The organism is Microbacterium proteolyticum (assembly GCF_029639405.1).
Lineage (GTDB): Bacteria > Actinomycetota > Actinomycetes > Actinomycetales > Microbacteriaceae > Microbacterium.
Map to the genome: position 1 here is coordinate 3,500,860 of NZ_CP121274.1, position 22,022 is coordinate 3,522,881.

Here is a 22,022-nt window from a genome sequence, read left to right on the forward strand (position 1 = left end):
CGACCGCCACCCCTCGGGCGCCGATACGGTGGTCCCATGACCGGACTGCACTGGGGCATCCTCGCAACGGGCGGCATCGCGCACGCCTTCACCTCCGACCTCCGCACCGCGGGTCTCGACGTCGCCGCGGTCGGTTCCCGATCGATCGACAGCGCGCGGGCGTTCGCCGAGCAGTACGGCATCCCGCACGCGCACGGCTCGTACGAGGAACTCGTCGCCGATCCCGACGTCGACATCGTCTACATCGCCACTCCGCACCCCGCCCACGTCGAGAATGCGCTGCTCGCCCTCGATCACGGCAAGCACGTCCTGGTCGAGAAGCCGTTCACGCTCAACGAGGCGGAGGCCGGCCGCATCCGCGATCGCGCCGCCGAGAAGGGCCTCCTCGCGATGGAGGCGATGTGGACGCGGTATCTGCCCCACATGGTCCGCATCCGCGAGATCCTCGCCGCCGGAACGCTGGGCGAGGTCCGCGTGGTCTCGGCCGACCACACCCAGAAGATCTCCACCGACCCGCAGCACCGGCTCAACGCCCTCGAGCTCGGCGGCGGCGCCCTCCTCGATCTCGGCATCTACCCGGTCTCGTTCGCGGTGGACGTGCTGGGCCTCCCCGAGCGCGCCACCGCCTTCGCCCGGATCTCGGATGCCGGCAGCGACGCCGAGGTCGCCACGGTGTTCGTGCATCCCGGCGGCGCCGTCTCGACCACGGTGTCGTCGTCGCGCGGCGCGGGCGCGAACGTGGCGCAGATCGTCGGCACGGAGGCCCGGATCGAGATCGACCGCGTCTGGTACACGCCCACGACGTTCCGCGTCGTCGGCCCCGACGGCACGGTCATCGAGGAGTTCGACGGCGGCGTCGACGGTCGCGGCATGCAGTTCCAGGCGCTCGCCGCCGAGCGTCTCGTCGCCGAGGGAGCGACCTCGAGCGATGTCCAGCCGATCGACGAGACGGTCGCGATCATGGGTGTGCTCGACGAGGTCCGCCGACAGATCGGTGTGGTCTACCCCGGCGGACGCTGAGCGGGCTACCCGTCGCCCCGCCTCGCGGGAGAGACTGGACGCATGCCGGATCCTCAGAACGCCCGTGTCGCCGTCTACCTCGATTTCGACAACATCGTCATGTCCTGGTACGACCGCGTCCACGGGCGCAACGCGTACTCGCGCGATCGGCAGAAGATCGCCGAGAACCCGATCGAGCCCGAGATCGCCGAGCGGCTGACGAAGGCGACCATCGACGTCGGAGCGATCATCGATTACGCCGCGTCTTTCGGCACGCTCGTGCTGACCCGCGCGTACGCCGACTGGTCGGCCCCGGTGAACGCCGAATACCGCTCGCAGCTGGTCGCCCGCGCGGTCGACCTCGTGCAGTTGTTTCCCGCAGCGGCATACGCCAAGAACGGCGCCGACATCCGACTCGCGGTGGATGCCGTTGAAGACATGTTCCGCCTCCCCGACCTGTCGCACGTGGTCATCGTCGCCGGCGACAGCGACTACGTCCCCCTCGCGCAGCGGTGCAAGCGGCTCGGACGTTACGTCGTGGGTGTGGGGGTCGCGGGCTCGACGGCGAAGTCGCTCGCCTCCGCGTGCGACCGGTTCGACAACTACGACGGGCTGCCCGGCATCCCGAAGCTGGCAGACACCAAGAAGGATGCCGCCCCCTCGCGGCCCCGCGCACGCAAGCGGTCGCAGGACCCGGCGGTCAACCTGCTCGAGCGCGCGATGCAGCTCGAGGGCGAACGCGCGGACGGCGAGTGGCTGCACGCCTCGGCGGTCAAGGACCTCATGAAGCGTCTCGACCCGTCGTTCAGCGAGAAGGCCCTGGGGTTCCGCAGCTTCTCGGATTTCCTGAAGGCTCAGACCGACCAGGTCGAAGTCGACGAGGATTCCAACATCGTGCAGGTGCGCGCGGTCACCCGCGCGGCCTGACGGGGCGCGCGGCACATCACTGCCCCCGGGCACGAGGTGCCGGGGTCCCCGCGCGGCCCGAGGTCGCGCGCGGCGAGCCCGAGCGGCGAGCTCCCGCGGCGAGCCCCCAGCCGCGGCGACGGTCAGCGGCGCTCCGCGCCCGGTGCCACGTGCGCGAGGACGCTCGCCCACACGGCCGACAGGGTGATGTGGCCGTTGATGGTGTCGAGCTCATCGGCGTCGATCACTTCGACCCGCGCCGACGGGATCCGCCGCGAGTACCACTCGGCATCGTGCAGACCTGCCGGACCTTCCCCGCCGACCACCACGAGCGTGTCGGCCACCACGTCGTCGAGCAGAGGCGTATGCAGGTCACGACTCAGAGGATCGGTCGGACTCTCCACTCCGACGATCGCGAGCCGGTCGACGACGGCACCCATCGCCGCGGCGAGGTGCAGTGCGATCGGGCCGGCCGACCGTTCGCCGACGAGCCCGACCGCCGTCCCGGGGATCTCGCGCTCGAGCAGCCCCCGCAGGGCGTCGAGAGTGAGCCCGGCCGGCGTCTGACCGCCGAACGCGGGCGGATCCTCCAGTTCGGGGGCGTCCAGACCCACGGCGACGATGCGCACATCGAAACCCGACGTCACGCGCACATCGGGGTCGATGGTCGACACGTCACCGGTGCGCAGCACCACGACCGCCCGGGGTGCTCCGGGGGTTCCGAAGCTGCGGTACTCGAGCTCTCCGTCCAACCACGGCACACGGCTCATCGGGTCGTCCCTTCCTCGGGTTCGCCGTCGGTCTCGGCTCCGAGCCCGGACGGGGTGTCTTCCGGATCCGACGCGGGCGAGCCGGTCGCGCCCGGGAGGAGCGATCGGAGCGTATCGATCGTGTCGGCCTCCGCCACCGGCTTGTCGGGGCGGTAGCCCTTGACGCGGGCGAAGCGCAGGGCGACCCCGCCGGGATATCGGGTCGACCGCTGCACGCCGTCGATCGCGATCTCGACCACCGTGTCGGGAGTCACCCGGATGCCACCGGGCACCACCCCGATCTCGCGCTCGGAGAAGTGCGCGGTCTGCCAGCCCAGCAGTTCGTCGGTGAGTCCCTTGAAGGTCTTGCCGACCATCACGAAGCCACCGGGGTCGCCGAACACTCCGCGGGGGTCGAGCGCTCCGAGGTGCAGGTTCGAGAGCCAGCCCGAGCGGCGCCCCGACCCGCGCTCGACGCCGAGCACGACGAGGTCGAAGGTGTGCACGGGCTTGACCTTCAGCCAGCTCTTGCCCCGGCGCCCCGCCGTATACGGCGCGTCGACGCCCTTGACCATAACGCCCTCGTGACCCGCCCGCAGCGCCGCCCGGGAGAAGGCGTCGGCGGCATCCGGATCATCGGTGACGATCGAGGGGATCCGCAGGTCGGGGGCGATCCGTTCGAGCTCGGCTCGTCGCTCCGACAGCGGCTCGTCGATCAGATCGCGACCGTCGAGGTGGAGGAGGTCGAAGAACCACGGCCGGAGCGCGATCTCGCGGGCGGTCTCTGCCCCGAATCGCGCCATCGTGTCTTGGAACGGCCGTGGCGCGCCGTCGTCGTCAAGCGACAGCGTCTCGCCGTCGAGGATGACGTCGGTCACGGGGAGAGCCCGCACGACCTCGACGATCTCGGGCACCCGGTGCGTGACGTCGGCCAGGGTCCGCGTGAACACCCGCACGTCGTCGCCGTGACGATGCACCTGCACCCGCGCTCCGTCGAGCTTGTACTCGACCGAGGCGAGACCGGCGACCGCCAGCGCCTCCTGCACCGACGTCGCCGTGGAGGCGAGCATCGGCTGCACGCCTCGACCCACGACGAGTCCCACGGATGCCAGCTCCTCCGCCGATCCGGTGAGCGCCACCTCCGCCGTCGCGCCGAGGTCGCCCGACAGCATCGCGGCGCGGCGGACGACCGCGCCGTCGCGGTCGGACGCCCGGGCCACCGCGTCGAGGAGCACGCCCTCGAGCGCGCCCGTCCGCAGTTCGCCGGTCATGACGCGCACCAGGAGATCCCACTCGTCGGGGGTCGCCCGGCGCGACAGGTCGTCGAGGACCGTGATGCGCGCCGCCGCGGAACCGCTGCCGGAGATCGCGGCCAGCCGCGAGAACGCCGCGTCGACGTCGGCGACGGTGAGCTCGGAGGTCTCCGCGTGGTCGCCGTCCCGCGCGACCAGCGTGCGCCAGCCGATGCCGAGACGGCCCTGTCGTGGTGCCGCGGTCAGCAATCCGATCGCGGGCAGGATCTCGTCCGGCGCCAGCCCGCGGAGCAGGTCGGCGAGGGCGTCGACCTTGACGAGCCGCGAGCGGGTGGCGGCCACGGTCGTCAGCGCGGCCTGCAGTTCACCAAGGAGCATGGGGGCATCCTGGCATCCCCCTCCGACATTCCCGGTCGGCTTGCGCGCAACGCGTCCGGCTGCCACCGAGGCGATCACGGCGACCCCTCCCCGCGGATCACACCCCGCGTCGCTCCGCAACCCCCACGAAGGCGACGGAGCGGTGGCGTGTGCTGGTCTCCTCCCCCAGGAACGAGGTCCCGTGAACGCTCCCGCCACCGCCGAACAGTCCGCCCGCACCGCCCGCGAGGCCTTCGGGTGGGACGCGCTGCTGCCGGGACAGGCCGAGGCGATCGACGCCGTCGTCGGCGGTCGCGACACCCTCGTCGTCTTCCCCACCGGCGCGGGGAAATCCGCGGTCTACCAGATCGCAGGATGCGAACTCGGCGGCGTCACGGTCGTCATCTCCCCGTTGCTCGCCCTCCAACGCGACCAGATCGCGTCGATCGACGCGGCGCCCGACGCCCCCGCCGCCGTCGCGCTGAATTCGCGCACGGGAGCGCGCGGACGGGGAGCGGCCTGGGCCGCGATCGAGAGCGGCGAGCCGGTGTACGCGTTCCTCGCCCCGGAGCAGCTCGCCAACCCCGACGTCTTCGACCGTCTGAAACGCGCCGACGTGCGCCTGGTCGTCGTCGACGAAGCGCATTGCGTGTCGGCCTGGGGGTTCGACTTCCGCCCCGAGTACGCCCGCATCGGAGACGCCGTCGAGGCCCTCGGCCACCCTCCCGTCCTGGCGCTGACGGCGACGGCATCCGGTCCGGTCCGGGACGACATCGTCGCGAGCCTGGGCATGCGCGACCCGCATCTCGAGGTGCGCGGCATGGACCGTCCGGAGATCCACCTGTCGGTTCGTCGGCACGAGCACGACGCCGACAAGCGTCGTGCGGTTCTCGACGAGGTCATGGATGCCGAGGGCGCCACGCTCCTCTACGTCGCGACCCGCAAAGAGACCGACGCCTACGCCGACGAACTGGTTTCCCGCGGGCGCCGCGCCGCGCCGTACCACGGGGGGATGGCGCAGAAGCGGCGCGACGAGGTGCATGCGGCCTGGAGCGCGGGCGAGCTGGACGTCGTCGTGGCGACGTCCGCGTTCGGGATGGGCGTCGACAAGGCCGACGTCCGGTGCGTCGTGCACGCTGATGTCACCGAGTCGCTCGACTCCTACGCCCAGGAGATCGGTCGCGCCGCTCGGGACGGACAGCCGGCGCGCGCCGTGCTGCACTACCGCGCCGAAGACTTCTCGTTGCGGTCGTTCTTCGCGGGGGGACACAGCCGCCGCTCCGACATCGCCGGGGTGTGGGACGTGCTCCGTCGAAGCGAGATCCCTCTGCGGGCGAAGGACGTCGCTGAGCAGAGCGGTCGCTCGACCCGTGCGATCGGCCGCGTCCTCACGCAGCTCGTCGCGAGCGGACTGGCGGAGTCCGGTCCCGACGGGATCTCCCCGACCTCCACCGTCTCCGCGGGGGACGCCGTGGCCGCCGTGCGGGAACGCGACGCGTCCGAGGAACGCATCCGCGCCTCGCGCATCGAGATCATGCGCGGGTACGCGGAGACCGTCCGCTGCCGCCGGCGTGCCCTGCTCGAGTACTTCGGCGTCGAGGCGGCCGAGCACTGCCGCACATGCGATCGGTGCGACGTCGTCGACGCCGCGCCCGTCGCCTCCGCGAACGCCGAGCCGGACGAGCTCCGGGTCGACTCCACCGTCGACCACCACGAGTGGGGAACGGGCACGGTGATGGCCGTCGAGGCCGACCGCCTCACGGTGTTCTTCCCCGACCACGGCTACAAGGTGCTCGCCCGGGCCGCCTTCGACCGCGGCATCCTGGAGCTCGGCGACGCCGCGTAGCGTTCCGCGGCGCCGTCTGCGGCGGTTTGGGGCGTATTTCGCGCATTGGGGCGCGGAATACTCCGCCCCGAAGCGCGAATCACGCCCCAAAACCAGGACGAGAGGGTCACTCGCGCGTCGACCACCACGCCCACGCGATAAGCGGCACCTGCAGGAACAGCCGCACGAACCGCGCCCGGTCGGTGCTCAACCCCGGCGCCGACCGTCCGGTGCGCCACTGGTGCACGTTGCCGGGGAACACGGCGACGAAGAACGCCGCGACCGCGGCACCGATGCGCCCACGTTCCCGGGGCAGCGCGACGAGCCCGACGCCGAGCAGCACCTCGGCCGCCCCGGATGCCACCACGATCGCGTCCTTGTCGGTGTGCAGCACCCGCGTCGCCCAGTCCGGGACGACGATGCGGTATCCGCGACGCCCCCAGGTCACGTGGCTGACTCCCGCGGCGATGAGCAGGGCGGCCAGCGCACCGCGCGCGACGGAACGGACGGGGGCACCTCGACGTCGTGGCATCCGGTCAGTCTGCCACCGGCGCGGTGCGGCGTGCGGTCGGGCTCACGTGAGATCTCGAAGGTCGGTCAGCGATCGACGCGCGAAGTCGATGCCGTCGAACACCGCCGTCGCGTCGTCCCCCATCGGCGCCTGGGCGAGAAATCCCAGCGAGATGCTCGACGGGTCGGCGTCCAGGCGGAACAGTCGGACGAAGTGCCACGCCGCTCCGTCGACCGAGAAGTGGAACGCGTAGGCGGCGCCCACGCGAGCGATCCGGAGGAACACGGCATCCCCGGGGATGAGGGGCCCGTTCGCATCGTCGGAGAAGCCGTTGGTCACGACACTGACGACCATCGGCTCCCCCTGTGGGGAGTTCTCGTTGCAGAGCTTCGCCCAACGATCGACACCAGACCACAGCGCGAGCGCTCCCGCATCGAACGTCGAGCGCGCGCCGAGGACGCGCACCCGCGCGGAGAGGACGAAGTCCCCCTCCGGAGCGGGGAAGGCGAGCGCCGTCGCGGCGTGTTGCCACGGACCTCCCGTGGAGTCATTGGTCCAGTCGACGCCGCGAGCCGCCCGCAGCGTGAGGGCGCCGGACGCGTCGTCGACGGACGCCTCACCGTCGGCACCCGTCCAGTGCAGCGACGGGAGACCGGGCAGCGAGGGGATCATGCGCTCACGCTCGCACTCGCCTGCGTCGGCCCCGTGCGCCGCACGAAGTCGATGTAGGCCTCGACGGTGTCGTCGGGGACGATCGCCCGCAGCACCACCTCGTCGACCGCGGCGGTGTACGCCTCGAGTGCTCCCGCGAGCTCGCTGGCGTCGCGGATCGTCGTGTCGGCGGCATCCACCCCCATCCGGGCGAAATTCGCGGCGTAGTTCGGGAACGACGCGTACCGCGCGGTCTCGGCGTCGAGCCTGGCTCGCGCAGCGTCGACGATCGCCGTGCGCACGTACACCGCGACATACGCGTCGGGCCCGAGCGCCTCGGCCTGGGCTGCGGCCTCGGTGGGCGGCACCCAGTTCAGCAGCACGCCCTCAGCCTCGTCGGCACCGAGACGGCGCATCTTGGGTCCGAGTGCGCCGACGAGAACCCGCGGGATCCCCGCTCCGTGTAGCACCGCGATCGCCTCGCGCACGCGGGCGAGGGCGCCCTCCTTCGCCATGCCCGAGCCGATGCCGAGGGTCAGCCGGTCCCGCGGGAGCGCGAGGGATGCCACCTCCGCGGCGATCTCGGTGGCGGATCGACGGTCCACGGGCACGACGCCCGTGGCCAGGCGGAGCGTCTTCGTGACGCGGGCGGCCGCGGCGAGCGCCGCGAGTGCATCGCCGTCGGGGGTGTCGTTGATCCAGAGGGTGTGGAACCCCGCGGCCTCGACGGCGGGCGCGATCCCGGCGACGGCGTCGGGTCCGAGCGAGCCGGCGAGACCGATCGAGACGACACCGCGGCTCACGAGACGCCCCCCGCGGCGGGCACCTCGACGGCGACCTGTCCGACGGCCGAGAAGAACACGTGCAGATCGACGTCGTCGGTCGGCAGCAGGACGACGTCGTCGACACCGGCGGCCTGGAAGCGCGCGACGCCCTCGGCGACGTCGCCGACGGATCCCGCGAGTGCCCGGTCGGCGGCATCCGGTCGGTCTTTCAGCACGGCGCCGACGCGCTCGGCCGCACCCGGCCCGAACGCGGTGAGGACGTAGGCCACGATGTCGGGACTGCCGTCGCGCCCCGCCTCGGCCCACCCGGCGCGGACCGTGCGGACGGCCTCGGCGATCTCATCGACCGTGTGCCGGCTGTCGAGGATGACGCCGTCGGCCACCGCCCCGGCGAGGTGCAGCGTCTTGGGCCCCTCTGCCGCGGCGTACACCCGGGGCGCGACCACCGGCGGCCAGTCGAGCGCCACGTCGCGCAGCCGCACGTACCGGCCTTCGGCGCTGACGGTGTCGCCGGCCAGGAGCCCACGGAGGGCCGGCAGCTGCTCCTGCATGAGGGTCAGCGGCGAGGCGGCCTTCGCCCCGACCTGCCGCATCCAGTCCTGCACGCCGTGGCCGAAGCCGGGCAGAAGTCGTCCGGGGAACATGCGCTCGATCGTGGCGACCTCCATCGCGGACGCCGCCACGTTGCGGAGCGGGAACGGCGCGATGCCCACGCCCACGCGCAGGTGGTCGGTGGCGGCGAGCGCGGCGGTCGCGGCGGCCCACGCCGACGAGCGGAAGCAGTCCTCCCACAGCCACAGCTCGGGCACCCCCTCGCCCTCGGCGACCCGCGCGGCCTCGCGCAGTTCCTCGGGCGGGTGCGGGTAGGGGCTGAAGATCGTGCCGATACGACTCATGCCCCTACTCTGCCGTGCCCCACCGACATCTGGCAGGGGCGCGGCAACGCGGGCGCTCAGGGCACCCGTCCCGGCGCGTGCCGAACTCCGGAGAAACTCGGCGCCGCAGCTTCCACGCCGCGGCCAGGGGCCGAAAGTGCCACGAAACTCCGGAGTCCGGCACGCATCCGGCACGCACCAAGGCCGACCCCGGCACGACGAGGGCCCCCGGAACCCGAGAGTTCCGAGGGCCCGACGCCGGCCTTACGCGGCGAGCGCCTCCACGGCGGCCCGCACGACGAAGCCGGATGCCGTGGCATCCACGGACACCGCTCCCCCGTCGGCCAGGTCACCGGCGACGAACAGGTCGGCGATGCGGTCGTCGATCTCACGCTGGATGACCCGGCGGAGCGGCCGCGCGCCGTACTCGGGCTCGTACCCGACGTCGGCGAGCCGGTCGACGGCGGCATCCGTCACCTCGATGGTGACTTCGCGCGATGCGAGCCGCTTCGACGTGCGCTCCAGCAGCAGGCGGACGATGTCGCGCAGCTGCGCCTTCTCGAGCTTGCGGAACATCACGATGTCGTCGATGCGGTTGAGGAACTCGGGCCGCATCGCCTCGCGGAGCTTGCCCATGACCCGGTCGCGCAGGTCGTCGTCGGCGAAGTCGCGTCCGGCGGTGGTGAATCCGATGGCTCCCGAACGGGATGCCAGGTACTCGCTGCCGAGGTTTGACGTCATCACGATGACGGTGTTGCGGAAGTCGACCGTGCGCCCCTGGCCGTCGGTCAGGCGCCCGTCGTCGAGCACCTGCAGCAGCAGCGTGAAGACGTCGGGGTGGGCCTTCTCGATCTCGTCGAACAGCACGACGGAGTACGGGTTCCGGCGTACGCGCTCGGTGAGCTGCCCGGCCTCGTCGTAGCCGACGTATCCCGGAGGGGCACCGATGAGCCGCGACACGGTGTGCCGTTCGCCGAACTCGCTCATGTCGAAGCGGATGACCGAGGCGTCGTCGTCGAACAGCGAGCCGGCCAGGGCCTTCGCCAGTTCGGTCTTGCCGACACCCGTGGGTCCGAGGAACAGGAAAGATCCGACCGGTCGGTTCTCGTCGCCCATCCCGGTGCGGTTCCGGCGCACGGCCTTGGCGACCGCCGTGACCGCGGCATCCTGGCCGATCACTCGGGCGTGCAGCTCGGTCTCGAGCTCGGCGAGACGTCCGCGCTCACCCGCGGTCAGGCGCGAGACCGGGATGCCGGTCGACCGGCTGATCACCGCGGCGATTTCGGGCTCGTCGACCACCGCGTCGGGGCGCGGGGCGGACGTCGCGGACGCCAACCGCTCCTGCACCGCGGCGATCTCGTCGCGGATGCGCGAGGCCTCCTCGTAGTGCTCGGCCGAGACGGCGGCGTTCTTGTCGGCCTCGAGGGTCGCCAGACGCTCCACCAGCGCGGTGGTGTCGACGGTGACGCCGAGGCGCAGGCGCAGCCGCGCCCCTGCCTGGTCGATGAGGTCGATGGCCTTGTCGGGCAGCACGCGATCGGGCAGGTAGCGGTCGCCGAGCTCCACCGCGGCGCGGAGGGCAGCGTCCGTGTAGGTCACGGCGTGGTGCTCCTCGTACGCGGAGCGCAGACCCCGCAGGATCTCGACGGCATCCGTGATCGACGGCTCGCCGACGCGCACGGGCTGCAGGCGCCGTTCGAGGGCGGGGTCCTTCTCGATCGTGCGGTACTCCTTGAGCGTCGTCGCCCCGATCAGGTGCAGCTCGCCCCGGGCGAGGCGCGGCTTCAGGATGCTCCCGGCATCCATCGCCCCTTCGCCCCCGGCGCCGGCGCCCACGATCGTGTGGACCTCGTCGATGAAGACGACGAGAGCGCCGGACTGCGCGGCGATCTCGTCCATCGTCTGCGTCAGACGCTCTTCGAAGTCGCCGCGGTAGCGGGCGCCGGCGAGCATCGCGGCCAGGTCGATCGACACCACGCGCGTCTCGCGGAGCTGCTCGGGCACCTCTCCGGCGACGATCGCGCGGGCGAGACCCTCGACGACGGCGGTCTTTCCGACGCCGGCCTCACCGATCAGCACGGGGTTGTTCTTCGTGCGGCGGCTGAGGATCTCGATGGTCTGCTCGATCTCGTCGGCGCGTCCGATCACGGGGTCGAGGCGGCCGGCCGCGGCGAGCGCGGTGAGGTCGGTGCCGAAGCGGTCGAGGTTCGGGGTCGTGGATGCCGTCTCCTCCGGCGCCGCGGTCTGCTCGCCGCCGACGACGGTCTCGCGCACGCCCTGGGTCAGGGCCTCGGCGGTGACGCCGGCCTGCGCGAGGATCTGCCCGGCGGGGGCGTCCTGCGCCAGCACCAGCGCGAAGAAGAGGTGGTCGGGGTCGACGTACGTGGATCCCGCGGCCCGGGCCACCTGGAAGGCGTGGAACAGCGCGCGCTGGACCGATCCCGCCACGACGGCGCCGTCGACGTCGGCGGCGGGACCGGCGGCCGGCAGGCGGCTCTCGGCGGCGCGGGCGATCGCGGCGGGGTCGGCACCGAGTCGGGCGACGGCTTCGCGCGCGGGCGACTGCCCGACGAGCACGTGCAGGACGTGCAGAGCGTCGAGCTCGTGCTGACCGCGGGCGAGCGCGTAGCGACCGGCGTCCTGGAGCGCCTCTTGCGTGCGGGCGCTCAGGAACCGGCTGAGGTCGATCGAACGCTCGGCGCGCGCCCGCTCACCGGCGAGGTAGCGCGCGAGGAACTCGTCGAACGACTGGGCACCGTTGTCCCCGGCGCCGGGGGTGACATCTTCGGGCAATTCCGTCTCCTGTGATACGTGAGTGGAGTCGACTCAAGTTTGCGACTTGAGTGGCTGCGTATCAAGTTCAACGGACGGGCTCCGAGGATATTCCCGGCTCCTGCCCCTCACGCGCGAAGCCGCGGATCGGGCTCGTTCCACAGCTCCGCCGTCTGCAGCAGCCAGAAGACCGCGAACAGCACGAGCGCCAGCGACTCCCCCAGGAACACCCACGGCACGGGACGCGTGACGTCCCCTCCCGCGATGGCGAGCACGAGCGCCGCGGCGAGCCCGGCGAGGGCGATCAGGATGCCGAGTGCCACCGCCGCGTACGCGGGACGGAAGCGCTCCGGCGCGCGTTGCGGTCGCCACGCCGCGATCGCGGCCACCGCGCCGATGAGGAGGAAGAAGCCCACCGCGGCGGTGTTGTGCGCGAAGAGGAGGAACGCTCCGGGTGCGACGAGCGCGCACGTCCCGAGCCCCAGGACCACGACCCCCACCGCCGCCGCGGTGAGGGCGGCCCCGCGCGACATCGTCCCCTGCACGATCGACAGCACGACCCCCGCGACCACCCCGACGAGCACCACGGATGCCACGCTCACGCCGTTGTTGAGCATGGCGGGGAGGACCGCGGGCGGGACGCACCGCACGGCCTCCCCACACGCCTCGGCCTCGACGGTCGTGGGGACGACCGCAATCACGAGCGCCAGGACCGCGGCGACGTCGAGCAGCCCCTGTTCGACGCTGTGCCCCGAGAGCGCGACGAACGCCGCCGCCACCACGAAGAGCCCCGCCACGAACATCGGTCCCGCCGGGGTGTAGTACGCCGCGCTGAGCGACGGCAACGACCCGCCCGTGATCTGCTCCACCGCGACCGCGACGGCCAGCAGCAGCGTCGCCGCGAGGATCGTCAGGCGCACGTACCGGTAGGTGCGCTGAGTCGAAGTGGTGCGGATGCGCATGCGCACATCTTGACAGCGGCCCCCGACGTTCCCCGGCACCTCTGCGAGAATGCCCGGATGCGCGAGTTCCTCCAGGGCGCCCGGATGCTCCTCCGCGGCCTCGGCCAGTGGCGCCGCTCCCCCGGTGCGATGGCGCTCGGCCTCATCCCCGGCTTCCTCGTCGGCCTCGTCTTCGGCGCGGCGCTCGTCGGCTGGGGCATCCTCCTCGGCGAGGTCGTGGACGACTGGACCCCCTTCGCGAACACCTGGGATCCGCTGTGGGCCACCGTCCTGCGCACCGCGATCGCCGTCGCCTCCTTCGGGGCGGCCGCGTTCCTCGCGATCGTGTCGTTCACCGCCGTCACCCTCGCGGTCGGCGAACCCTTCTACGACCGCATCTGGCGCGCCACCGAGCTCACCGCCACCGGCAAGGTCCCGGATGCCGACTACGGCTTCTGGCGCGCCGCCGGAGACGCGGTGCGCCTCATCGTGCGCGGCGCGTTCGCGGCGCTCGCCGCATGGCTCCTCGGCCTCATCCCCTTCGTCGGCGGGGTCCTCGGGTTCGTCGTCGGCGTGCTGCTCACCGGCTGGCTCCTCGCCGACGAGCTGACTTCCCGCGCCCTTTCCGCCCGGGGGCTGGATCGCCGGGCACGCCGGGCGGTGCTGCGCGAGAACCGCGCGCGGGCCCTCGGCTTCGGTGTCGCGACGCAGCTGTGCTTCCTCGTCCCGCTGGGCGCGGTCGCGGTGATGCCGGCCGCGGTGGCCGGGAGCACGCTCTGGACGCACGCGGCTCTCCGCGAGACGCCGACCCCGGCGCACCGGACGCCCGACGCGGCACGATAGCCTGGAGCGACCGAAGGGATCCCCTATGTTCATCGTCTCGCTCATCCTGTTCGTCGGCGGCATGCTGCTGTTCGGTCTGTCGTTCTCGACCGCCGTCCCCGCGCTGGTCTTCGCCCTCGGCATCCTGCTGGTCGCCGCGTCGCTGGCGCTGCCCTTCCACTTCGGCACCCGGTAATCGCCGCCCACGACGCCTCGGCGCCCTTCTCTCTCGACGACCTGCGCCGCTGGCCCGACCTCGAGGGTCCCGATCTGGTGGCGGTGGATGCCGCCGACCGCCTGATCCTCGACGAATCCGCCGCCGCGCGGGCGGACATCCCCGACGGCGGACTCGTCGTCATCGACGATGCGTACGGCGCCCTCACCCTCGGCGCAGCCGCGCCCGGGGCGCGTGGCATCCGCGTTCATCAGGACGCCCTGACCGGTGAGCAGGCGCTGTCCGCCAACGCCGACCGCGCCGGGCTCGACGGAACCTTCACGCACCACGACCTGGATGCCGAGCTCGTCCGCGACGCGCGCGTCGTCCTGCTCCGTCTCCCCCGCGCCCTGCGCGCGCTCCACGACATCGCCGGGCTCATCGCCGCGTACGCGCACCCCGACGTCGTGGTGTTCGCCGGCGGGCGGCTGAAGTACATGACGCCCACGATGAACGACGTGCTGCGCGAGCACTTCACGCGCGTCGACGTCACGCACGCGCGGCAGAAGTCGCGCGTGCTCGTCGCCCGCGGTCCGCATGACGGCGCCGAGCCGCAGCCGGAGGCCGCGACCGTCGACGGCCTCGAGGTGCGCGCCTTCGGCGGCGTCTTCGCCGGAGCGTCGATCGACATCGGCACGCGCCTCCTCCTCGCGCACCTCCCCGACCCCGTCGACGGCGCGATCGACTTCGCCTGCGGCACCGGCGTCGTGGCCGCGGCGTGGACGCTGCGGCATCCGTCGGTCCGGGTCATCGCCACGGATCAGTCCGCGATCGCGGCGGCGTCCGCCCGCGCGACGGCCGCGGCCAACGGGGTCGCCGACCGGGTCGAGGTCGTGCGCGACGACCTGCTCGCTTCGCGGCCCGACGCGAGCGCGTCGCTCATCGCGCTGAACCCGCCGTTCCACACCGGAGGTGCGATCACCGAGGGCGTCGCGCCGCGGATGTTCGCCGACGCGGCGCGCGTGCTCGCGCCCGGCGGAGAGCTGTGGGTCGTGTGGAACTCCGCGCTGCAGTACCGTCCCGCGCTCGAGCGCCTCGTCGGTCCGACCCGTCAGGTCGCGCGCGACCGCAAGTTCACGGTCACCGTCTCGACGCGGCGCTGACCCTCAGGCCTCTCGTCCCACTTCCGACGGCGCGCGTCCCACAAACCGTCGGTCTCCGCAGCCCAGAACCACCGAAACGGGGACACGGTCCCACCGCCGCAGCACCTCAGCGGCGCCCGCGACACCCCTCGTCCCACTTCCGACGGCGCGCGTCCCACAAACCGTCGGTCTCCGCAGCCCAGAACCACCGCAACTGGGACATGGTCCGGCAGCAGCCGGCAGCAGCAGCCACTGCCGCCGCGACAATCCCTCAGCTCTTGCCACCCGGCGGGCCGACGACCAGCAGCACGGCGAAGATGAGCGCGACGACGACCGCGATCAGGATGCCGAGCACCCAGGGCCGCCGCAGGAAGAACCGCAGCAGCCGGTCGAGAGGCCGCTGGTCGCGCGGGTCGTCGCCCGCGTCGAGCCGCCACGCTCCGCGCAGCCGTCCGGTGCGGTGCAGCCACAGCTCGGTCGGCACGGTGGCGTACGGGATCACGGCGCTGACGATCGCGACAGCCGCCGGCCCGACGCCCCAACGCTGATTCAGCGCGACGAGCACCGCGGTCGCCCCGTACGCGAGGAAGACGAACCCGTGGATGCCACCTCCGATCGTCACCGCGATCGACAGGTCGGCGGTGGCGCGGAGGATGAGACCAGCGATCAGCAGGGTCCACGAGATGGCCTCGGCGATCGCGAGTGTGCGAAACAGGGTCAGGGGCGTGCGGAACACGTCTCTCCTCGTTCGGGTGCGGGGCTTCCCACCCTACGGAAAGGCCCCGGCGCGCACCCGCCGCACTGTTCGACGTCGAGGCAGCCCGCACTCACTCGATCGGTTCGTCGTCGTGGTCCAGCGTCGGATCCGACTTCTCACCCTGGGCCGCGGTGGACGTGTCGGGCTCGGGGCCGGGATCGATGGGCGGCAGGTCGCGGTCGGCATCCATGGCTCCACCCCACCACAGCGGCGGACGGATGCCAGGGCCTTGACCTCCGCCCCCGCCGCGTAGGCTGGTCGGGTGGCGGAATCCCGGGGACGCGTGTGGACCGGGGTCATCCGCATCGGCCCGCACCGCGGGGATCACCGCGTCGCAGCCCGTGCCGCCCTGAGCGTCGGCGTCCCCCTGCTCGTGCTGCTGCTGATCGGCCGACTGGACCTCAGCGTCTACGCCTCGTTCGGGGCTTTCGCGGCGCTGTACGGGCGCCTCGACCCGCCGCGGACGCGCGTGCGGATGCAGGCCACCGCGGGCGGCATCCTCGTGCTCTCGATGCTGCTCGGGACGCTGCTGTCGGGGCTGTCGGCTCCTCCGCTCGCGAGCGTGGTCGTCGTCGCCCTGCTCGCCGCGGCCGTGACGCTCTTCGCGTACCGGGCGCAGTGGCATCCGCCCGGCGCGCTCTTCACGGTGTTCGCCGCGGGAGCGTGCGCGAGCTTCCCGGCGACGGCGGCGACGTTCGGCATGGTGCTGCTGGTCGGGGTGAGCAGCGTGGTGTGGAGCCTGCTCGTGACGACGGCGTTCGTGCTCGCGCGACGCGGGTCGTGGCGACGCCCGAAGCGGATATCCCCGCCGATCGGCGCTGTCGCGTGGGAGATGACCGCGACGGTCGGGGTGGCTGCGCTCCTTGCCGGGATCGCGGGCGTCCTGCTCATCGGGACGCACTGGTACTGGGCGATGGTCGGCGCCGTGGCCGCGGTCGGGGGCGCCCACGTGACCGCGCGGCTCATCCGCGGAACCCAGCGGCTCGTCGGCACCCTCGTCGGCGTCCTGATTGCCGCGGGCTTGCTGGCGCTGCAGCTGCCCCCGTGGGCGATTCTCGTCGTGGCCGTGGCGATGCAGGTGGGCGCCGAGCTGTTCGTCGGCCGCAACTACGGCATCGCGATGGTGTTCATCACACCGCTCGCGCTCCTCATGATCTCGCTCGCCTCCCCCGCCACGCCCGACATGCTGCTGCGTGACCGCGTGCTCGAGACCGTGATCGGCGTGGCGGTCGGCACGATCGTCGCGATCGTTTCGGCCGCGCTGCGGCGTCGCTCGACCGCCTGACCCCGAAGGAGACCCGGATGCCGGGACCCACCCCCGTCGCCCTGACCGTCGTCGGCGCGATCAACGTCGACCTCACCGCGCGCGTTCAGCGCGCACCCGGCCCCGGCGAGACCGTGGCCGACGGGGTCCTCCAGCGCGGACCTGGCGGCAAGGGCGCGAACCAGGCCGTCGCAGCCGCGCGCCTCGGAGCCGCGGTGCGCCTGGTGGGCGCCGTGGGCGACGACCTCGATGGACGCGGAGTGCGCGAGCAGCTGGCATCCGTCGGTGTCGACGCGTCGACCGTGCAGACGTCCGACGCCGCCACGGGCACCGCCCTGATCGTCGTGGATGCCACCGGCGAGAACTCGATCGTCGTGTGCGCCGGCGCGAACGCCGCGATCGACGCCGACGCCCTCGGGATCGAGCCCGGTTCCGCCGTGCTCGCGCAGTTGGAGGTGTCGGACGCCGTGATCTCCGCAGCCGCGGAAGCCGCCGGGTTCTTCGCCCTCAACGCCGCTCCCGCGCGTCCGCTCCCCGAGGGCGTGCTCGAGCGGGCCGACCTGGTGATCGTGAACGAGACGGAGTACGCCCAGCTCCCCGCGGTGCACGACGCTCCCCTCCTGTGCGTGACGCTCGGAGCCGAGGGCGCACGGCTGTACCGCCACGGCGAGCTCGTGGCATCCGCACCGGGGGTTTCGACCACCGTCCGCAACACCGTCGGCGCCGGCGACGCGTTCTGCGCGGCCTTGGTCGTCGGTCTGCTGCGCGGCGACGCTCAGGACCTCGCGCTCGCACGAGCGTGCGCCGTCGGAGCCGCCGCCGTCGCGGACGACGCGTCACAACCCGCGCTTGGTCTCCTCGATACCTACGGGGTGCCCGCGTGAGCCGCCGCCCGATCCTCGTCGATTGCGACACCGGCATCGACGACGCCCTCGCCCTCGCGTACCTGCTGGCCGAGCCCGCGGTCGAGATCGTCGGCGTCACGACCGTCTCCGGGAACACGGATGCCGCCCGCGGCGCCGCCAACACCCTGACGCTATTCGATCTCGCCGGGGTCCACGACATCCCCGTCGCCGTCGGTGCGCACCACTTCCGCGGGCGCGACTACGCCGGCGGGGCGCCGCACGTGCACGGCGAAGACGGCGTCGGCGGGATCGCGTGGGCCGCCGCCGACCGCTCCCCCGACACCCGCGCCGCCGTCGAGCTGATCGACCACCTGGCCGCACGGCATCCGGACCTCACCGTCCTGGCCCTCGGTCCGCTGACGAACCTCGCCGCCTACGCCGAGACGCCCGGCGTCGCCGCGTTCGACCGGCTCGTCGTCATGGGCGGAGCGTTCGCCCACTCCGGCAACGTGACGGCGTGGGCCGAGGCGAACATCCACAACGACCCCGAATCGGCCGCGGTCGTCTTCGCGCAGGACTGGGACACCACCCTCGTCCCCCTCGACGTCACGATGACCCAAACCCTGGATGCCACCGACCTCGTGCGCCTCGAAGCGATCCCGGGCGCCGTGCCCCAGGCGCTGGCCGCGATGCTGCCGGCCTACCTCGACTTCTACGAGGGCCGCGTCTTCCCCGACCGCCGCTGCGCGCTGCACGACCCGCTCGCCGCGATGGTCGCGGCGGGCGTGCTGCGCGGGGTGAGCGTCGCCGCGGGGCAGGTGGAGGTGCGGCTCGCAGGCGGCGAGCGCGGACGCACCGTGTCGTCACGCGCGTCGTCGACGCAGCGGTGGGTGCGCGGCATGGAGGGATCGGCCGTCGAGGTGCTGCTGGGGCGGCTCGAGGCGCGGGAGTGGGTGGGCTGAAAAGCTCGTTGCGCCAGGCGTCCGTCAGCGCCATGATGTCCTCGTTCGCAGGAACTCCAACGGGGGAGGAACCATGGCAGGCAAGTACGAGCTGTACACCGACAAGGCGGGCAAGTACCGCTTCCGGCTGAAGGCCTCGAACGGGCAGGTCATCGCATCGAGCGAGGCCTACGAGTCGAAGGCATCCGCGCAGAACGGCATCGCCTCGGTGAAGGCGAACGCGGGGTCGGAGACGGTCGATCTGACCTGAACCTCGATACGACGAAGGGCCCCACGCGATCACTCGCGCGGGGCCCTTCGTCATGACCGGATCAGAAGTCCCAGTCGTCGTCTTCCGTCGCCTCGGCCTTGCCGATGACGTACGACGAACCCGAACCCGAGAAGAAGTCGTGGTTCTCGTCGGCGTTGGGCGACAGGGCCGACAGGATCGCCGGGTTCACGTTCGTCACCGACGCCGGGAACATCGCCTCGTAGCCGAGGTTCATCAGCGCCTTGTTGGCGTTGTAGTGGAGGAACTTCTTCACGTCTTCGCTGAGGCCCACCGAGTCGTACAGGCTCTGCGTGTAGTGCACCTCGTTGTCGTACAGCTCGTACAGCAGCGAGAACGTGTAGTCCTTGATCTCTTCGCGACGCGCCTCGTCGACCTGCTCCAGACCGCGCTGGAACTTGTAGCCGATGTAGTAGCCGTGCACGGCCTCGTCACGGATGATGAGGCGGATCAGGTCGGCGGTGTTGGTGAGCTTCGCGCGGCTCGACCAGTGCATCGGCAGGTAGAAGCCCGAGTAGAACAGGAACGACTCCAGGAGCGTGGAGGCGACCTTGCGCTTGAGCGGGTCGTCGCCACGGTAGTAGTCCATGACGATGTGCGCCTTCTTCTGAAGGAACTCGTTCTCGGTCGACCAGCGGAACGCCTCGTCGATCTCCTTCGTCGAGCACAGCGTCGAGAAGATCGACGAGTAGCTCTTGGCGTGCACCGACTCCATGAACGCGATGTTGGTGTACACCGCCTCCTCGTGGGGTGTGATCGCGTCGGGGATGAGCGAGACCGCGCCCACGGTGCCCTGGATCGTGTCGAGCAGCGTCAGGCCCGTGAAGACCCGCATCGTCAGCGTCTGCTCGTCGGGCGTCAGCGTGTTCCACGACTGGATGTCGTTGGACAGCGGCACCTTCTCGGGCAGCCAGAAGTTGTTGACGAGACGGTTCCAGACCTCGAGGTCCTTCTCGTCCTGGATGCGGTTCCAGTTGATGGCCTGAACGTGGTTCAGCAGCTGCAGCTTCTCAGCCATGGTGTCCTCAATAAGAAATCGTGATCAGCGGATCAGAGCATGCACGAGACGCACTCGGTCATGTCGGTGCCCTCGAGCGCCAGCTGACGGAGGCGGATGTAGTAGATCGTCTTGATGCCCTTCTTCCACGCGTAGATCTGGGCCTTGTTGATGTCGCGGGTGGTGACGGTGTCCTTGAAGAACAGCGTCAGCGACAGGCCCTGGTCCACGTGCTGCGTGGCGGCGGCGTACGTGTCGATGACCTTCTCGTAGCCGATCTCGTAGGCATCCTGGTAGTACTCCAGGTTGTCGTTCGTCATGAACGGCGCCGGGTAGTAGACGCGACCGAGCTTGCCTTCCTTGCGGATCTCGATCTTCGACGCGATCGGGTGGATCGAGCTCGTGGAGTTGTTGATGTACGAGATCGAACCGGTCGGCGGCACGGCCTGGAGGTTCTGGTTGTAGATGCCGTGCTGCTGGACGGATGCCTTCAGCTCGCGCCAGTCGTCCTGCGTGGGGATCTGCACGCCGGCGAAGAGCTCCTTCGTCTTGGCCGTCTGCGGCTCCCACACCTGGTCGGTGTACTTGTCGAAGAACTCCCCCGACGCATAGGTCGAGTTCTCGAAGCCGTCGAAGGCCGTGCCGCGCTCGATCGCGAGGCGGTTCGAGGCCCGCAGCGCGTGGAACAGCACGGTGTAGAAGTAGATGTTCGTGAAGTCGGTGCCCTCTTCGGAGCCGTAGTGGACGTGCTCGCGAGCGAGGTAGCCGTGCAGGTTCATCTGACCGAGGCCGATGGCGTGCGAACGGTCGTTGCCGTCTTCGATCGAGCGCACCGAGGCGATGTGGCTCTGGACGCTGACGGCGGTGAGGGCGCGGATCGCCGTCTCGACCGTGAGGCCCAGGTCGCCGCCGTCCATCGCCAGGGCGATGTTCATCGAGCCGAGGTTGCAGCTGATGTCCTTGCCGATGGTGTCATACGAGAGGTCTTCGTTGTACGTGGTCGGGGTGTTGACCTGCAGGATCTCCGAGCACAGGTTCGACATGTTGATGCGACCGGCGATGGGGTTCGCCTTGTTCACCGTGTCCTCGAACATGATGTACGGGTAGCCCGACTCGAACTGGATCTCGGCGAGGGTCTGGAAGAACTCGCGCGCGTTGATCTTCGTCTTCTTGATGCGCGGGTCATCGACCATCTCGCGGTACTTCTCGGTGACCGAGATGTCGCCGAACGGCTTGCCGTAGACCTTCTCGACGTCGTACGGCGAGAAGAGGTACATGTCCTCGCCGTTCTTGGCGAGCTCGAACGTGACGTCGGGGATGACGACACCGAGCGAGAGCGTCTTGATGCGGATCTTCTCGTCGGCGTTCTCACGCTTGGTGTCGAGGAAGCGCAGGATGTCGGGGTGGTGCGCGTTGAGGTACACCGCACCGGCGCCCTGGCGCGCACCGAGCTGGTTGGCGTAGCTGAAGCTGTCTTCGAGGAGCTTCATCACGGGGATGATGCCCGAGGACTGGTTCTCGATCTGCTTGATCGGCGCGCCCGCCTCGCGGATGTTCGACAGCAGCAGCGCGACGCCACCGCCGCGCTTGGACAGCTGGAGGGCGGAGTTGATGCCGCGGGCGATCGACTCCATGTTGTCTTCGATGCGCAGCAGGAAGCACGACACGAGCTCGCCGCGCTGGGCCTTGCCGGCGTTGAGGAACGTCGGGGTCGCGGGCTGGAAACGACCGGAGATGATCTCGTCGACGAGCTGGACCGCGAGGCGCTGGTCACCGTCGGCGAGGGCGAGGGCGGTCATGACGACGCGGTCCTCGAAGCGCTCGAGGTAACGCTTGCCGTCGAAGGTCTTCAGCGTGTAGCTCGTGTAGTACTTGAACGCGCCGAGGAAGGTCTCGAAGCGGAACTTCGCCCCGTAGGCACGGTCGTTGAGCTCCTGGATGAAGTCCATCGAGTACTTCGCGAGCACGGTGGGCTCGTAGTACTCCTTCTCGACGAGGTAGTCGAGACGCTCCTTCAGGGAGTGGAAGAAGACGGTGTTCTGGTTGACGTGCTGCAGGAAGTACTCCCGCGCAGCACGCTTGTCGGCGTCGAACTGGATCTTCCCGTCGGCGTCGTACAGGTTCAGCATCGCGTTCAGGGCGTGGTAATCCAGCCCCTCGAAACGCACCTCGGTCTTGAAGTCCACG

At 71.0% G+C, this 22,022-nt stretch carries 21 protein-coding genes; 10 read left to right on the top strand and 11 right to left on the bottom strand.

What is annotated here, in order from left to right:
- Nucleotides 1-36: 36 nt before the first annotated feature.
- Nucleotides 37-1,020, top strand: coding sequence for a Gfo/Idh/MocA family protein (locus P8R59_RS17570; RefSeq protein ID WP_278102110.1), 984 nt, complete (start codon nt 37-39; stop codon nt 1,018-1,020).
- A 42-nt stretch (nt 1,021-1,062) separates the two neighbouring features.
- A complete protein-coding gene (locus P8R59_RS17575; RefSeq protein ID WP_077051923.1) occupies nt 1,063-1,926 on the top strand; it encodes an NYN domain-containing protein in 864 nt (287 codons plus the stop codon).
- Nucleotides 1,927-2,048: 122 nt separating this feature from the next.
- Here the strand turns inward: P8R59_RS17575 and P8R59_RS17580 are convergent, their stop codons facing one another.
- Both P8R59_RS17580 and P8R59_RS17585 read right to left on the bottom strand, forming a co-directional pair.
- Nucleotides 2,049-2,675 (bottom strand): hypothetical protein, encoded by a 627-nt coding sequence (locus P8R59_RS17580; protein WP_278102111.1) that lies wholly within the window; start codon nt 2,673-2,675, stop codon nt 2,049-2,051.
- A complete protein-coding gene (locus P8R59_RS17585) occupies nt 2,672-4,285 on the bottom strand; it encodes an ATP-dependent DNA ligase (RefSeq protein WP_278102112.1) in 1,614 nt (537 codons plus the stop codon). The genes P8R59_RS17580 and P8R59_RS17585 overlap by 4 nt, the downstream gene beginning before the upstream one ends.
- Before the next feature lie 181 nt (nt 4,286-4,466).
- On the opposite strand from P8R59_RS17585, the gene P8R59_RS17590 reads away from it, so the two are divergent.
- Complete coding sequence (locus tag P8R59_RS17590) at nt 4,467-6,110, top strand: RecQ family ATP-dependent DNA helicase (RefSeq protein WP_278102113.1); 1,644 nt, start codon at nt 4,467-4,469, stop codon at nt 6,108-6,110.
- Nucleotides 6,111-6,216: 106 nt separating this feature from the next.
- On the opposite strand, the gene P8R59_RS17595 is transcribed toward P8R59_RS17590, so the two are convergent.
- From P8R59_RS17595 to P8R59_RS17620, 6 genes are all read right to left on the bottom strand, one after another.
- The gene (locus tag P8R59_RS17595) at nt 6,217-6,621 is read right to left on the bottom strand and encodes a DoxX family protein (protein WP_278102114.1); all 405 of its coding nucleotides are present in this window, start codon (nt 6,619-6,621) and stop codon (nt 6,217-6,219) included.
- A 42-nt stretch (nt 6,622-6,663) separates the two neighbouring features.
- Nucleotides 6,664-7,272, bottom strand: a complete 609-nt coding sequence (locus P8R59_RS17600; RefSeq protein ID WP_278102115.1) for a DUF1349 domain-containing protein — start codon at nt 7,270-7,272, stop codon at nt 6,664-6,666.
- Nucleotides 7,269-8,054: an LLM class flavin-dependent oxidoreductase gene (locus P8R59_RS17605; RefSeq protein WP_278102116.1), complete on the bottom strand. Its 786-nt coding sequence runs from the start codon at nt 8,052-8,054 to the stop codon at nt 7,269-7,271. Before P8R59_RS17605 ends, P8R59_RS17600 begins: the two co-directional genes overlap by 4 nt.
- Nucleotides 8,051-8,932, bottom strand: a complete 882-nt coding sequence (locus P8R59_RS17610; protein WP_077051929.1) for an LLM class flavin-dependent oxidoreductase — start codon at nt 8,930-8,932, stop codon at nt 8,051-8,053. Before P8R59_RS17610 ends, P8R59_RS17605 begins: the two co-directional genes overlap by 4 nt.
- A 243-nt stretch (nt 8,933-9,175) precedes the next feature.
- Entirely contained in the window at nt 9,176-11,704 is a 2,529-nt protein-coding gene (locus tag P8R59_RS17615; RefSeq protein ID WP_278102117.1) for an ATP-dependent Clp protease ATP-binding subunit, read from the bottom strand.
- A gap of 107 nt (nt 11,705-11,811) precedes the next feature.
- Nucleotides 11,812-12,645, bottom strand: coding sequence for a hypothetical protein (locus P8R59_RS17620; RefSeq protein ID WP_278102118.1), 834 nt, complete (start codon nt 12,643-12,645; stop codon nt 11,812-11,814).
- A gap of 57 nt (nt 12,646-12,702) precedes the next feature.
- Here P8R59_RS17620 and P8R59_RS17625 point away from each other — a divergent pair, with 57 nt between their 5' ends.
- The 3 genes from P8R59_RS17625 to P8R59_RS17635 all read left to right on the top strand — a co-directional run bounded on the left by P8R59_RS17625 (nt 12,703) and on the right by P8R59_RS17635 (nt 14,763).
- Nucleotides 12,703-13,467 carry an EI24 domain-containing protein gene (locus P8R59_RS17625; RefSeq protein WP_278102119.1) on the top strand — a complete coding sequence of 255 codons (765 nt, stop codon included), beginning with the start codon at nt 12,703-12,705 and terminating at the stop codon, nt 13,465-13,467.
- A gap of 25 nt (nt 13,468-13,492) precedes the next feature.
- On the top strand, nt 13,493-13,642 hold the full coding sequence (locus P8R59_RS17630; RefSeq protein WP_278102120.1) for a hypothetical protein: 150 nt from the start codon (nt 13,493-13,495) through the stop codon (nt 13,640-13,642).
- Between the two features lie 74 nt (nt 13,643-13,716).
- A complete protein-coding gene (locus P8R59_RS17635) occupies nt 13,717-14,763 on the top strand; it encodes a class I SAM-dependent methyltransferase (RefSeq protein WP_278103855.1) in 1,047 nt (348 codons plus the stop codon).
- A 250-nt stretch (nt 14,764-15,013) separates the two neighbouring features.
- On the opposite strand, the gene P8R59_RS17640 is transcribed toward P8R59_RS17635, so the two are convergent.
- Complete coding sequence (locus P8R59_RS17640; RefSeq protein ID WP_278102121.1) at nt 15,014-15,478, bottom strand: DUF3817 domain-containing protein; 465 nt, start codon at nt 15,476-15,478, stop codon at nt 15,014-15,016.
- A gap of 283 nt (nt 15,479-15,761) precedes the next feature.
- Here P8R59_RS17640 and P8R59_RS17645 point away from each other — a divergent pair, with 283 nt between their 5' ends.
- The 4 genes from P8R59_RS17645 (at nt 15,762) to P8R59_RS17660 (ending at nt 18,820) form a co-directional block, all read left to right on the top strand.
- Entirely contained in the window at nt 15,762-16,784 is a 1,023-nt protein-coding gene (locus P8R59_RS17645; protein ID WP_278102122.1) for an FUSC family protein, read from the top strand.
- Between the two features lie 17 nt (nt 16,785-16,801).
- The gene (locus P8R59_RS17650; protein WP_278102123.1) at nt 16,802-17,647 is read left to right on the top strand and encodes a PfkB family carbohydrate kinase; all 846 of its coding nucleotides are present in this window, start codon (nt 16,802-16,804) and stop codon (nt 17,645-17,647) included.
- On the top strand, nt 17,644-18,570 hold the full coding sequence (locus P8R59_RS17655) for a nucleoside hydrolase (RefSeq protein ID WP_278102124.1): 927 nt from the start codon (nt 17,644-17,646) through the stop codon (nt 18,568-18,570). Before P8R59_RS17650 ends, P8R59_RS17655 begins: the two co-directional genes overlap by 4 nt.
- A gap of 73 nt (nt 18,571-18,643) precedes the next feature.
- Nucleotides 18,644-18,820: a YegP family protein gene (locus tag P8R59_RS17660; protein WP_278102125.1), complete on the top strand. Its 177-nt coding sequence runs from the start codon at nt 18,644-18,646 to the stop codon at nt 18,818-18,820.
- A 61-nt stretch (nt 18,821-18,881) separates the two neighbouring features.
- Here the strand turns inward: P8R59_RS17660 and nrdF are convergent, their stop codons facing one another.
- Nucleotides 18,882-19,856 carry a class 1b ribonucleoside-diphosphate reductase subunit beta gene (gene nrdF, locus P8R59_RS17665; protein WP_278102126.1) on the bottom strand — a complete coding sequence of 325 codons (975 nt, stop codon included), beginning with the start codon at nt 19,854-19,856 and terminating at the stop codon, nt 18,882-18,884.
- A 32-nt stretch (nt 19,857-19,888) separates the two neighbouring features.
- Nucleotides 19,889-22,021 (bottom strand): class 1b ribonucleoside-diphosphate reductase subunit alpha, encoded by a 2,133-nt coding sequence (gene nrdE / locus P8R59_RS17670; protein WP_367147093.1) that lies wholly within the window; start codon nt 22,019-22,021, stop codon nt 19,889-19,891.
- Nucleotide 22,022 lies beyond the last annotated feature (1 nt).

What these genes read in the sequence shown, in the direction of transcription:
- P8R59_RS17580 (WP_278102111.1), bottom strand. Translation starts at nt 2,675, where the DNA reads ATGAGCCGTGTGCCGTGGTTGGACGGAGAGCTCGAGTACCGCAGCTTC.
- P8R59_RS17620 (WP_278102118.1), bottom strand. Translation starts at nt 12,645, where the DNA reads ATGCGCATCCGCACCACTTCGACTCAGCGCACCTACCGGTACGTGCGC.
- P8R59_RS17630 (WP_278102120.1), top strand. Translation starts at nt 13,493, where the DNA reads ATGTTCATCGTCTCGCTCATCCTGTTCGTCGGCGGCATGCTGCTGTTC.
- P8R59_RS17610 (WP_077051929.1), bottom strand. Translation starts at nt 8,932, where the DNA reads ATGAGTCGTATCGGCACGATCTTCAGCCCCTACCCGCACCCGCCCGAG.
- P8R59_RS17600 (WP_278102115.1), bottom strand. Translation starts at nt 7,272, where the DNA reads ATGATCCCCTCGCTGCCCGGTCTCCCGTCGCTGCACTGGACGGGTGCC.
- P8R59_RS17575 (WP_077051923.1), top strand. Translation starts at nt 1,063, where the DNA reads ATGCCGGATCCTCAGAACGCCCGTGTCGCCGTCTACCTCGATTTCGAC.
- P8R59_RS17595 (WP_278102114.1), bottom strand. Translation starts at nt 6,621, where the DNA reads ATGCCACGACGTCGAGGTGCCCCCGTCCGTTCCGTCGCGCGCGGTGCG.
- P8R59_RS17625 (WP_278102119.1), top strand. Translation starts at nt 12,703, where the DNA reads ATGCGCGAGTTCCTCCAGGGCGCCCGGATGCTCCTCCGCGGCCTCGGC.
- P8R59_RS17650 (WP_278102123.1), top strand. Translation starts at nt 16,802, where the DNA reads ATGCCGGGACCCACCCCCGTCGCCCTGACCGTCGTCGGCGCGATCAAC.
- P8R59_RS17585 (WP_278102112.1), bottom strand. Translation starts at nt 4,285, where the DNA reads ATGCTCCTTGGTGAACTGCAGGCCGCGCTGACGACCGTGGCCGCCACC.
- P8R59_RS17660 (WP_278102125.1), top strand. Translation starts at nt 18,644, where the DNA reads ATGGCAGGCAAGTACGAGCTGTACACCGACAAGGCGGGCAAGTACCGC.
- P8R59_RS17570 (WP_278102110.1), top strand. Translation starts at nt 37, where the DNA reads ATGACCGGACTGCACTGGGGCATCCTCGCAACGGGCGGCATCGCGCAC.
- nrdF (WP_278102126.1), bottom strand. Translation starts at nt 19,856, where the DNA reads ATGGCTGAGAAGCTGCAGCTGCTGAACCACGTTCAGGCCATCAACTGG.